Source organism: Terriglobales bacterium, assembly GCA_035567895.1.
Lineage (GTDB): Bacteria > Acidobacteriota > Terriglobia > Terriglobales > Acidobacteriaceae > Gp1-AA112.
Map to the genome: position 1 here is coordinate 105,175 of DATMPC010000070.1, position 12,353 is coordinate 117,527.

14 protein-coding genes are annotated in these 12,353 nt (G+C 55.5%); 12 read left to right on the forward strand and 2 right to left on the reverse strand.

The annotated features are described in order from the left end of the window. Positions 1-159 precede the first annotated feature (159 nt). Both VNX88_14935 and VNX88_14940 read left to right on the forward strand, forming a co-directional pair. Positions 160-1,662 (forward strand): TonB family protein, encoded by a 1,503-nt coding sequence (locus tag VNX88_14935; protein HWY69963.1) that lies wholly within the window; start codon positions 160-162, stop codon positions 1,660-1,662. 171 nt (positions 1,663-1,833) lie between these two features. After that, positions 1,834-3,033: an aldose 1-epimerase gene (locus VNX88_14940; GenBank protein ID HWY69964.1), complete on the forward strand. Its 1,200-nt coding sequence runs from the start codon at positions 1,834-1,836 to the stop codon at positions 3,031-3,033. Positions 3,034-3,044: 11 nt separating this feature from the next. Here the strand turns inward: VNX88_14940 and VNX88_14945 are convergent, their stop codons facing one another. Both VNX88_14945 and VNX88_14950 read right to left on the reverse strand, forming a co-directional pair. Next, positions 3,045-4,166, reverse strand: coding sequence for an energy transducer TonB (locus tag VNX88_14945; protein ID HWY69965.1), 1,122 nt, complete (start codon positions 4,164-4,166; stop codon positions 3,045-3,047). Next, positions 4,159-4,725, reverse strand: a complete 567-nt coding sequence (locus VNX88_14950; protein HWY69966.1) for an RNA polymerase sigma factor — start codon at positions 4,723-4,725, stop codon at positions 4,159-4,161. Before VNX88_14950 ends, VNX88_14945 begins: the two co-directional genes overlap by 8 nt. Before the next feature lie 180 nt (positions 4,726-4,905). Here VNX88_14950 and VNX88_14955 point away from each other — a divergent pair, with 180 nt between their 5' ends. From VNX88_14955 to VNX88_15000, 10 genes are all read left to right on the forward strand, one after another. Further along, positions 4,906-5,160 carry a glutaredoxin family protein gene (locus VNX88_14955; protein HWY69967.1) on the forward strand — a complete coding sequence of 85 codons (255 nt, stop codon included), beginning with the start codon at positions 4,906-4,908 and terminating at the stop codon, positions 5,158-5,160. A gap of 50 nt (positions 5,161-5,210) precedes the next feature. Further along, the gene (locus VNX88_14960; GenBank protein HWY69968.1) at positions 5,211-5,969 is read left to right on the forward strand and encodes a YggS family pyridoxal phosphate-dependent enzyme; all 759 of its coding nucleotides are present in this window, start codon (positions 5,211-5,213) and stop codon (positions 5,967-5,969) included. 7 nt (positions 5,970-5,976) lie between these two features. Continuing rightward, a complete protein-coding gene (locus tag VNX88_14965; protein ID HWY69969.1) occupies positions 5,977-6,279 on the forward strand; it encodes a DUF167 domain-containing protein in 303 nt (100 codons plus the stop codon). Positions 6,280-6,316: 37 nt separating this feature from the next. Beyond that, entirely contained in the window at positions 6,317-7,612 is a 1,296-nt protein-coding gene (locus VNX88_14970; protein ID HWY69970.1) for an MFS transporter, read from the forward strand. A gap of 104 nt (positions 7,613-7,716) precedes the next feature. Continuing rightward, positions 7,717-8,112: a carboxypeptidase-like regulatory domain-containing protein gene (locus VNX88_14975; protein ID HWY69971.1), complete on the forward strand. Its 396-nt coding sequence runs from the start codon at positions 7,717-7,719 to the stop codon at positions 8,110-8,112. Positions 8,113-8,147: 35 nt separating this feature from the next. Then, positions 8,148-8,594: a CYCXC family (seleno)protein gene (locus tag VNX88_14980; protein ID HWY69972.1), complete on the forward strand. Its 447-nt coding sequence runs from the start codon at positions 8,148-8,150 to the stop codon at positions 8,592-8,594. 249 nt (positions 8,595-8,843) lie between these two features. After that, a complete protein-coding gene (locus VNX88_14985; protein ID HWY69973.1) occupies positions 8,844-9,383 on the forward strand; it encodes a hypothetical protein in 540 nt (179 codons plus the stop codon). Positions 9,384-9,451: 68 nt separating this feature from the next. Next, entirely contained in the window at positions 9,452-10,561 is a 1,110-nt protein-coding gene (locus tag VNX88_14990) for a gluconeogenesis factor YvcK family protein (protein ID HWY69974.1), read from the forward strand. Positions 10,562-10,578: 17 nt separating this feature from the next. Next, entirely contained in the window at positions 10,579-11,514 is a 936-nt protein-coding gene (locus tag VNX88_14995; GenBank protein ID HWY69975.1) for a serine hydrolase, read from the forward strand. Positions 11,515-11,607: 93 nt separating this feature from the next. Next, positions 11,608-12,342, forward strand: a complete 735-nt coding sequence (locus tag VNX88_15000) for a hypothetical protein (GenBank protein ID HWY69976.1) — start codon at positions 11,608-11,610, stop codon at positions 12,340-12,342. The last annotated feature ends 11 nt before the right edge of the window (positions 12,343-12,353 follow it).

The following is a 12,353-nucleotide window of genomic DNA, read 5'->3' on the forward strand; positions in this document are numbered from 1 at the left end:
TTCGGAGGTTGGGAGCAATGATGCATCACCCTCTGACACAACGTTACTAAAAAACACTGCCCCTGAGGTCCACGACCTTCGTTATCTGACCCATGACAGTAAATAAGGTGTGTAATTCGGGCGAGGCTAGGCGCGAAATTTCCTGAGAAACCGAACTCAATGACGCCACGAAACGACATGGACACAGCCGATCCCCAGGCCACCGATACTCTCGAGGCGACCTCAGGCAACGGGACATTCGTCAGCGGCGGTTCTGCGTCCTCCACACATCGGTCACGTCGTGCCATTCGCATAGCGGTCTCACTTCCAGTAGTCGTCCGCGACCAATTTGGAGGACGTGAAGAGACGCGTACACAGTTTGTGATGGTTCGTGGCGCGGTAATCGCGACTACTTCCAACATCCGCGTTGGACACAAATTGACCGTACAGATCGCGAAGACTGGCAGAGCCGCAGAGTGCACGGTAACGAGTGTTGAACCGGACGGTCACTCGGCGGAAGTTGAATTTACGCGCGAGCAATCTGACTTCTGGCCAGTTCAGTTCCCGCCTGAAGATTTGAAGACGGATTCGGGCTCGTATCGACTTTCTGCGCCTGCGCAGTCAGGTCTTGCTTCACGACCATCCAGCTTCGCGGATACAGCGAGGCATGAAACGCGTGAATCACCGCTCCCTAGCCGCGGAAGCAACGAGTTCGTGAGTCTGGCAGACTCGATTGCAGGGAATTCTCTTACTGGCAACTCCTTCGGCAAAGCTGAGCCCAGCAATCCCGAAAAGTTTAGGCCCAGGTCTGCACCCGTTGACTCGGTCGCGCAGTTCCGTGCGGCGAATCGTGCGGCGCATCGACGAGAACAACGCACAAAATTCATGTACTCAATCCTGTCACTAGCCGCGGTGGCGGCGGCATTGATGGGAGCGCGTTATTGGATGGAGCATCGATCCGAAATAGCTGAAGTCAAACTTCCTCAGATGAGCCTTCCATCGATCTCCCAGGTTCAGCCTAAATCCAAGCCATCGGAAAAACCGACGACTCCGGCTCCATCGGTCCGCGAGCAACCTTCAGCCGAAACGGTAGCAACGGCACCGGCTCCGAGAACGGTGGAGACTCCGCACTCGACTCACGTGCCAGTGTCCTCCGAGACTCCGGCGCAGCTGGTTGCTCCTCCGGTTCCTCCCGAGGTTAGCCAGCCGGCAGAAACTCAAGTAGCAGTTCGCCACGAGGCTGCTTCGGCTTCCGCACGTAAGGCAGTAACGGTCGAGGATGCGGGGGAAGAGCCATCGGCGCTTCCGTTGAAAGTGGACGATAACAGTTCCCCTGTAACGAAACCGGAAGTCCTCAACGAGGTGGTGGCGCAAACTCCAATGAAGGCGGCTTTGTTAGCGCCGCAACCTGCACGCAAAGCCGTACCTGCAAAACTGCTTCAATCGGCGCCCGCACAATATCCGGCCATGGCTCGCCAGATCCGGGTCGAAGGCGAGGTCGTGATCAGCCTGGACGTGGACACATCCGGCAAGGTATCCGCAGCGAGAGCCGTCTCCGGACCTCCGATTCTGCGAACGGCGGCGCTGGACGCCGTGAAACGCTGGAAGTATCAGCCAGCGACATTGGGCGATCAGCCAGTGGTAAGCACGGAAGTCGTAAAGGTTCAGTTCAAGTTGAGATAGCGCCTCCGCGATATTCTCTTCAACGCAGCACCTCCCTTCTACTGCCGGGCGTGCCTTTCGTCCAGCCCCGCATCAACTCTGCCTGTGAACGAACCGTAAAAGTACTCGATCGTCAGTTTGAGTGCTCGCGTATCATGGACGGCCAAAACCAAACGTGTCTGAGGACCGCCAATGAAAAATCGCTGGTTATCTCTTCTGCTTTTCCTTACGTTCCTGCCCACCTTGTTCGCCCAGAAATCCGAAGCAACGCAGAAGGGAGCCAGAGTTGTCCCAGCGCCGAGTTCAGTCTCGATTGGCGGAGAGCCGGTAGTCATACTCAAGCGCCCCCAGAGCGTGAATCAGGCCAAACCGCAATTCCTCACCGCTACAGTAATACCGGGTCGAGGAATGGCAGTTCTGCAAATCACAGCCTATGTGCCCGGGAAAGGCGAGGTTGATGTTTTCACCGCGCCGTCACTTGGCGACGCAAAAGACCTGCTCGACAATCACGACGACAAGTTTGGCAACAAGGTTTTCACGATCGGCGGCGCGCTTCTTGTGCCCTATGCCAATCGCATCCGCGGCAAAGTCTCGTCGGACGGAAACGACATAACGACGAGCGTTGCTGGTCAAACGGTGCATTTGCCGGCTAACTGGAGCGGCAAGAATCCAGGCGCTGAAAAGCATGCGATGCATGGGCTGATGCTCACCTCGAAATTCGAGAATGTTCGCCAGCGAAGTACTCCTGACGCTTCCACTGTTTCCGGAATCTTTCACGCAGGCGATTGGAATGGTCACTGGCCATCGAGCACTGACATGAACGTGCGCGTCGCACTGAGCAATCAAGCAGTCGAGTTTACGGTCACGGCCAAGAATGTTGGCAAAGATCCCCTGCCCGTGGGCATAGGATGGCATCCGTACTTTGCCATTCCCAGCGGAGACCGCAAGCAGGCCCGCCTACATCTGCCCGCAGACAAAGTAGCCGGCATGAACAATTACGACGACGTTTTTCCTACCGGCGAAGTTCATCCGGTCACAATGGGTGACGGCAAGTACAATTTCACGGCACCGGATGGCAAGGCACTCGACGACGTCTTTCTGGACGACAACTTTCAAGACTTGAAGCGTGATGCATCTGGCAGCGCGACTTCCACGGTAACCGATCCTGCAGCCAAGTATGGAATTCGCATTCGTGCACTGTCACCAGAGATAAAGTCGATTCAGGTGTATTCTCCCCCGGATAAGAGCTTCGTAGCTCTCGAGCCGCAATTCAATTTGCCCGATCCATATGGGAGCGAGTGGAAGAACACGCCGACCGGCATGGTCGTCCTCAAGCCGGGGGAATCGACCACCTGGCGTGTGCGCCTGGAACTGTTCACACCAACCAAGTAGCGCGAACTGATTCAAAAAAGCCGGAAATTCACCTCAACATCGACGGCGACCGCCACTGGCTTGCCATCCTTCCGCGCAGGCTCGAATCGCCACTGCTTTACCGCCTCGATGGCTTTTTCATCCAGGCCCATGCCCAACGAGCGGACAACACGCAGACCGTGGGCTTTGCCATCCGGCGTAACGACCAGCGACAACACTACCGTGCCCTGATACTTTGCCTGGCGGGCCTCGGGCGAGTACTCAGGATCGAGCTTGTAGATTGCACGTGGAGCGCTCACTCCACCGCCAACACTGAATATGCCGCCACCGTACGATCCACCCATGCCGTCACCTACGCCGCCACCGAATCCGCTGCCAATACCCTGGTCGCCTCCGCTGCCAATCCCCGCACCAGATCCGGGCCCGTTCGAAAGAGGCCCTGCAACTGTGGACCTCGGATCTCCCAAATTGGGCAAGCGATTAGTAGGCAGATTTACCTGCGGAGGAACTATGACACTAGCCTCAGCAGCCAGCCGTGGATCTTCGTTCCGAATCACGACCTCCGGCGGCGCAAACTGCTCCAGCGATTGCTTAGGAAGGTGGCCCCGCGACGCCTCCAGCCTGTCATGATCGCCGCCACCGCCGCCTCCCGCTGCGGACTTGCTCGCATTGTCGAGAGCCAGGTAGTCCGACACCGGTGGCACTACAAGCGTCACCGCCTGTACTCTTTGGTCGCGATGCCGATCAATCCAAAGGCCCGAAGTGAGGATCAGAGCCAGTGCTACTGCATGCGCTGCCACAGAGATTGCGAAATTGGATCGGCGGGCAGCGTAGGTGCCCACTCCGGCACCGAAAAGCGTAGGAAGGACTTGTTCTTTCCCCGGATAGACTCGCTTTTGCGAGAACGACCCATTGCCGATCACGGCCGAAGCCATCACCTCAGGCCCGCTTATAGTTGAGCTTGCGAGAGCGCTCTCCATCAGGCTGACCCGGAGTTGCGAACGAAAGTCAGGGCGAGGCAGCGTGCGCAATTCTGCCGCAATGCCCAGCAGTTCGGCCACAGCAGCATCGACGTGAGAAATCGCTACATCGGAATCGGTGAACAGAACATCGATACCTGAATCAAGTTCTTCGATAAGTGCGAAATTAGACATACTTACTCCTCATCCGACCGCGCAGAGTTTGCAGAGCGCGGAACTGAAGCTGCTTCACTGCTCCCTCACTGCGTCCAAGTTCCTGCGCGATCTCACGCACGCATCGTTGATCGACGAAGCGGCGGATGATGACTTGCCGTTGGTCCGCAGGTAAAGCATCGACAAGCTGGGACAACATCGCGCGCTGCTCGGTGGCGGCCTCAATTCCGGCTTCTTCCAACTCATCGACCTGAACCTCTGGGCGCTTACCGAGCCGTTCCCAACGATCCGCCAGGACCTTGGCGGCGATGCCAATCAGCCAGGCAGCGAACGGCTTACCCTGCCACTCAAACCGCTGAATGCCGGCAAGCGCTTGATGAAAGATTTCCGCCGTTAGGTCCTGCGCTTCTTCGCGATCGCGAACGCGATATGCAACGAAGGCATACACGCGTTCGAAATTGGTCTCGTAAAGCTCAGCAAAGCGAAGTGGATCGCGCTGCGCAGCCTCAATCAGAAGCCGTTCGTCAGTCTCACACTCAAGAACCCTCACCTGTGTCTCCCCAGGGAACTGTGTCTTCATTGAGGTAATCCCCACAAACGGCCCAAACGTTACGGTTGGAGCTGCGATTATTTCATTCGGAGGCACGGAAAAGGCTTAGCCGTTGAAGTCTGCCCGCTTAACCCCTAGTTTTGAGCTTCAAGCTCAGCAGCTTAGAAGCGTACAAGTTACCGAGAGTTCCAGCCTTGCTACGATAGATAGATGGATTTGACCGTCTACACCGCGTTCTGGTGTCGCGATTGCCGTGAGGCCAAGAACTTCCTCAAGAAGCACAACATTCCCTTTAACGAAATCGATATCGAGTGCACACCGGGCGCCGTGGACGAGCTCGTGAAGAACGTGGGCAAACGTGCTATTCCCCAGTTTGTCATCGACGGCAAATGGGTTCAGCCCTATCGTCCAGGCCAAGGATTCCTCTACGAAGAAATGAGCGCCCTGCTTGGCGTGCAGGAGTAAGAGTCGATTCGCACAACAGTTCATTGGAAGCGGTGTGGTCGCGACGTAGCATGGTGCGTCTGTACGATGCGGTCGACGCTTCACTGCTCGCTGTCCACATGAGATCATCGACCGCTATCGCCGAGAACATCGCCTCTGTCCACGAACGAATTGCACGAGCCGCGAGCCGCGTTGGGCGGAGCCGTACCGACATCACTCTAATGGCGGTCACGAAGACTCAGCCCGTGGACAACATCATCGCTGCTTATGAGTCCGGTATCCGCAGCTTCGGAGAAAACCGGGTGCAGGAGTTTGCCTCGAAGAGTGAACCCCTTGAAAAGCTCAACGACGCCCAATTTGCTCTGATTGGGCGACTACAGTCCAATAAGGCTGGCAAGGCTGTCGGACTCTTCGCGGCAATACATTCCGTCGATTCGCTCCGCCTGGCCGAACGAATCAGCACGCTCATAGAACGTGCGTGCCGACCTGCTATGCCGATAGCAATCGAAATCAACACTGGCGATGCCGCCAAGGCAGGACTCAGTCCCGACTCTCCCGAATTAGAACAACTGCTGCGCGCAGCCGAACGACTGCCAGGGATAAGCATCAAGGGGCTGATGACAATCCCGCCGTTCACAGAGGATCCGGAAGGTGCCCGTCCCTATTTTCGACAACTACGGGAACTGCGCGACAGCATCACTGGGCGGAATTTGCCTGGAATCGGAACGGAACTGCTCTCCATGGGCATGTCGCACGATTTCGAAGTGGCGATTGAAGAGGGATCGACGTGCGTGCGCGTCGGTACAGCGATTTTTGGCGAGCGGGGCTGACCTGCTCGTGATCAGAATCCAACAATCGGGCGACGGCGTCACTTTCTCAGTAAAAGTTCATCCAAGAGCACGGCGCGAACGAATCTCCGGCGTACTTGGCGATGTGCTCAAGCTGGAGATCACTGCTCCGCCTCTGGAAGGCAAAGCAAATGACGCCTGTATCGATTTCTTCTCAGATTTTTTGAAAGTGCCGCGCTCCTCCGTTACCATAGCCGCCGGCCTCAAGAGTCGCAATAAAGTGATTCGGATCAGCGGCATCAGCCCAGCCGCCGTCGAGCAGGCATTCGCAACTGTACTGAAAACGCTTTAGGAACCGTGAGAGGAAGATCTGCGGTTGGCTTCACCTGATGACCCAATCATCCGATTACCCGATTAGTCAGCGCCTAAGGGACATCAAAGTTGGTTTTGAACGACCGTTTTGGGTCGCCAACATCACTGAACTCTTCGAGCGGCTTTCCTTTTACGCCGCATTCGCCTCACTGGCTCGCTACCTGCACGAAACCCTCATGTTCCCAGTGCAGCAGGCCAGCAGCCTTACTGGACTCTTCGGCGGTTTGGTATGGTTCTTAGCCGCATTTGGTGGAACGGTGGCCGACCGTCTCGGCTTTCGTCGAGCCCTTTCCGTCGCATATCTGATCCTGAGCTGCTCGTATTTTCTACTGGGATCGCTTGGCGCTCCCTGGCTCGCACCTGTACGCGAGCACATACCTCTCGTGGCTCTCGTGACATTTGTTCTCATTCTCCCCGCGCTGGGCATCGCCTTGGTAAAGCCGTCGATCGTAGGCACGACAGCGCGAGCTTCGAAGGATAACGTCCGCTCGATCGGCTACTCGATTTACTACACGCTAGTCAACGTAGGCGGCGCGGCCGGCCCATTGGTAGCTTCATGGGTGCATCAGCGAATGAGTGTCGAGAACGTTTTTCGTGTGGCGGCGCTGAGCGTCTTTTTGATGTTCTTCGCCGTATTGGTCTTCTTCCGCGAACCTCGGCAGCTAGGCGAGATTCAAGCCACTAGTCTGGGTGAGGTACTGAGAAACTTTTGGACTGTAGTCTCGAATCCACGCTTCATGCTTTTTTTGCTGATCTTTTCCGGCTATTGGATCGTCTATTGGCAGGAATTCATTATTCTGCCGCTCTACGTTCACGATTACATCAATCCAAAAACCGACACGGCATTGATGTTAAGTACTGGCCCACTAGTCGTGATCTTCCTCACCGTAGTCATCAATATCCTCACGCAAAAGATTCCTGCCTTCCGCGCGATCATTCTGGGTACGCTCATATCTGCGCTAGCCTGGATCGTGCTCATAGTCTTACCGTCGGTTCTTGGAGCCTACCTGACACTGGTCGTGGTCGCTCTGGGTGAAATCATTCAGTCGCCGCGATACTACGAATACATCTCCCGACTGGCACCTCCCGGACAGCAAGGGACCTACATGGGTTTTGCCTTTCTCCCCATCGGAATTGGTTCGTTCGTTGCAGGTGTATTTGGCGGAAAGTTGATCCACCACTTTGGTGAAGTCACACGCCAGCCTCAGGGAATCTGGTGGGCTGTCACCGGCGTGGGAGTTCTGACCGCACTTTTGTTGTGGGTGTACGACAGAACCTTAGCCCGCAGCGTCGCTTCGTCTGCCGGGGCCTAGCTATTCTCGCCGGATCCGCATGGTGCAGGTCTTGGCCTGCACTGAACTTATCGCCAGGCCCTGACGTAAGACGGATTCCCGCTTACAATGTAGGCAGGTTTCCCATGAGGATATTGGACATGTTTCAGGCCAGGCGAGCGTGGGTTCTTCTCTTGGCAGTGACTCTTGCCCACCTGCCAACTATTGCTTTTGCGGATGATAAGTTCTCGCATGTCGAATTTATCGTGGTGCGCGGCTATAACGGCAAACCCGTACGCAATGCCAGCGTTGTTCTTCATCCGGTAAACAAGGACGGGAAGCAATCCAAGAATGGCACGGAATTGAAGACTGACCCCGATGGAAAGGCCTCGCTGAATTATGTCCCCTATGGGAAAATGCGAATTCAGGCGATCGCTCCAGGCCTGCAGACGTACGGCGATGACATCGAAATCAGTCAACCGGAACATCAGATCACGATCAAGATGAATCGTCCGCAGGAGCAGTACAGCATCTACAAGTAGCTTTCGAAAACCATTACCTGCGAGTTGGATTAAAGATGAAACGGATTCTTCCGCTTATTTGTGTAGCACTGTTGGCAATCACAACATCGGCACAGTTCATGGACAAAGAGGTGCCTGCCTATCATCCGCTACCTCCCCCGAAAGGCGAGCAGTTAGCGCCCATAGCGTCTGCCACGCAGCTGGATCAGATGAACCTGAAGTACGATTTCCAGCGCCGCGCCTATCAGGCGGCGGCCAAGGTGCCGCGCGTTCTCTATCAGCTACCCTGCTACTGCTTCTGCGATCGCCATGCCGGACACAGCAGCCTGCGCACTTGTTTTGAGGGCGATCACGGCGCGCACTGCTCCACGTGCATGCAGGAAGCGTTCTACGCCTACGAAATGACGAAGAAAGGGAAAACTGCAAAGCAGATCCGTGAAGGCGTCATGCGCGGCGACTATAAGAACATCGACCTGAACGCTATGAACGGACCTCTGACCTAGCTGATTTGACGTAGCTTAAGAATACCGCGTATAAAAGCAAGTTTGCACCGAATGCGCCGGTTCGGTTGTGTGTTCGCTGCCGTGTTCACAGATAGCTCGATTTCCACAGCTAGTGCTCCTTCGTCCTAAGCGCTGGTGCGGAAATTGCACCGCCGGATGGACAACAGGGTGACAGAAAAACCTAAGAGTTCAGGACCTAAATCTAAGATAGAAAAGCCAGTTGGCCGCCAGTCCGGCCATGTGATTCAAATGCAGAAGGCATCCACCAGCAAAGCTCCTCCACCGCCCGACCCGAAATATACACAGGCTGTGCAAAACTACGAGTCAGGTTTGAAGGCCATCCAAGAGCGCAAGTTCGATAAGGCGAAGGGCCTGTTGGAGAAGGTGCTCGTTGGGCCGAGTAAGGAGCTGGCTGATCGCGCCCGCGTTCATCTCAACACCTGCAACCAACAACTCGCGCGCGGCACGACGTCGTTCAAGACTCTCGGAGAGCACTATGACTATGCCGTTTCCCTTGTCAATTCAGGTGAATATGAGCAAGCGCGAGAGCACATGGAGAAAATACTTAAGCAAAATCCCAAGGCCGACTTCGCGTTCTACGGCCTAGCCCTGCTGGATTGTCTGACCAACCGATCCGAAGATTGCCTGCGAAACCTCAATGATGCCATCAAACTAAACACTGCAAACCGCTTTCAAGCACGTAACGATCCTGACTTCAAGAACATGGCAGATGATCCTCGCTTTACCGAACTTCTATATCCAGAGGTTCCGCCCGAACCCGGACGCTGAAGCCCGTCCCGCCCGACACCATCGATCAAGACGCTGTGCCGAGTTCAAGGTTGAATTAGGATTGGACTGTGTCTCCCTCCAGTATCACTAAGAGCCGACCGGCGGACGAATCTACCGCACCCTCGGCGGAACGAGGCAAGGACAAGATGCAGCCTGGCACTCGTCCTCTCCGCGTGGTGGCGATTGGGGGCGGCACGGGACTCTCGACGCTTCTCCGAGGACTAAAGAAGTATGCACCGCATTCGAGTGCGATAGACGTTCAGCCGTCGACAACGACGAACAGCACTACCACGATCGGAGATCTTACAGCCGTCGTAACGGTGACAGACGATGGCGGTTCAAGCGGTCGGCTGCGCAAAGAGTTCAACATCTTACCCCCTGGAGACATCCGGAACTGTCTGGTTGCTCTTTCGGAAGACGAGGCGTTGCTCTCCCGGATCTTTCAGTATCGTTTTGAAACCGGCGGAGGACTCGAGGGTCATAACTTCGGAAATCTTTTTGTCACCGCGTTGACTGCTGTTACGGGAGACTTTGCCGAAGCCGTGCGGGAATCGTCGAAGATCCTGGCAACACGAGGCACGATCTTTCCTTCAACCATCGCAAACGTGCAGCTCGAGGCTCAGATGGATGATGGTTCGACGGTGTTTGGCGAGACGAACATTACCGCAAGCCGTCTCCACATTGTCCGTTTACGAATGGTGCCGGAGAACGCCAAACCTCTGCCGGAGACGCTGGAGGCGATATCCAAAGCCGACATGATCACCATAGGACCGGGCTCGTTATTCACAAGCCTAGTACCTAATTTATTGGTTCATGGAATTCCAGAGGCCATAGCGGCTTCCAGAGCCATCAAGGTTTATGTTTGCAACCTGATGACTCAGGCCAATGAAAGCCTGGGTTTGTCCGCCTCCGATCACATTCGCAAGCTCTATGAGCATGCAGGAGCCCCGATTTTTGATTATGCGGTCGTGAATACGGCGCCCATTAGTGAGTCGTTGCAAGCCAAATACGCCTTGGAAGGCGCGAGCCGCATCGTGGTGGACCGAGAAAAAATCGAAGGCCTGGGCGTGCGCTGCATTACAGGCAACTTTGTCGATGAGGGTAACGTGGTGCGGCATGCCACCGATCGAGTCGCCGCCGAGTTGTTGACGTTGGGCGTCAAGACCAGGACCGCGTAACTTATAGTCCCAATCAGATGAGAACATTCTTCGCGTTTCTAGTCCTAGTTCTGTCTCCTATTACGGCGGTTGCATCGACTGACACCGGTCTTCAGACCAAAATCGAAGCCCTCGCGGCTCAACATCGGGGAAAACTGACTCTGTATGCCGTGAACTTGAGGAGCGGTACATCGGTTGCGATCAATGCCGACACACCTGTCCCCACCGCTTCTGTAATCAAACTTCCCATTTTGGTCGAAGCGATGGAGCAGGTGAAATCCGGCAAGCACAAACTTTCCGACAAGCTCACGCTGCGGAAGGAGGACATCGTCCAAGGCTCCGGCATTTTGCAATTCTTCGACACGCCGCTCTCCATAACCTTGAAGGACGCGCTCACTTTCATGATCGTTGAAAGCGACAATACGGCCACGAACCTTGTGATCGATCAGATTGGTATCAAAAATGTGAATGACCGCGTCGCTTCCATGGGGCTGAAAGACACTTATCTCTACAAGAAAGTTTTCAAGCCCGCCGTGGGGCCGATGCCTCCGGACCAGAAGAAGTTTGGCTTGGGCAAGACGACTGCGAAAGAAATGGGCGAGGTAATGGAGAGTATTGTACGTTGCGATATAAAGGGTCCGGCGCTATGTGACGCGATGCTGTACATGCTGCGCAACCAGCAATACCGGAACCTTGTCCCCCACTACATTGAGACGTCCGACACTTCCGAAGGATTGTCGCTCATCGCCAACAAGACGGGTTCTTTAGACGAAGTTCGTAATGACGTCGCCGCAGTCTATTCCAAGAATGGACCGATTATTATTTCGGCTTTCACCTATGACAATCAGGACAAGAGCTGGAACAATGACAATGGCGCCGAGATGCTGGTCGCTCGCATCGCCCAACTCATCATGGAAGCATGGTCCCCGCAAGGACTCGCAAAGGAGATTCCGGGCGCAACTTCCGGTCCGTGATCGGGTTAATCGGGCGAGGTGCGTGTGCGGCAGCGAACAAAAAGTCGTATGATGTGCCGGACAAGCGGTCCTTGTTTCCCAAGGTGGCTCAACATGCGCGGTCTGATTTCTTCCCTGCTGCTCTGCACAACTCTTGGATTTGCCCAAAATTCGACGAACGAGCCTGCTCCCTCAAAGACACTTACCGTCCCCGCAGGACAGAAGCTGCTGATGCAGCTCAAGAGCGGCATAAACACGAAGACAGCCAAGCCTGGCGACGGCGTGTATATGGAAACCAACTTTCCTGTGAGCATCGACAACACAATGGCAATCCCGGCAGGCACCTATGTCCAGGGAGTGATCGACAACGTAAAGCGCTCTGGCCGTGTCAAAGGGCGCGCTGAAGTCTTATTTCATTTCACGACGCTGATCTTTCCCAGCGGCTATACGGTTTCAGTTCCCGGATCGGTAAACGACGTTCCTGGGGCTGACAACGGACGGGTCATCAACAAGGAAGGAAGCGTACAAGCCGATGGCAGCAAGGGCAAAGACGCGGGCACCATAGCCGGACCGGCGGCTGAAGGCGCAATCATCGGGGCGCTCGCACGTGGCGGGAAAGGGGCCCTGCTCGGTAGCGGTATCGGTGCCGTTGCCGGGATCGCCGAGGTGCTGTTTACTCGTGGCAACGAAATCAACTACCCCGCAGGAACTGCGGTTGAGATGGTCTTGCAGCGCCCGATCACCCTCGAACAACCCCGCATAAGTGAAGCCAAATCGGAGTATGTTCCGCGACCAGGTCCAACGCGATTGGAAAAACCCAAGCTGACACCGGAACCTTCCCCGCGCTGATTCCGACCGAG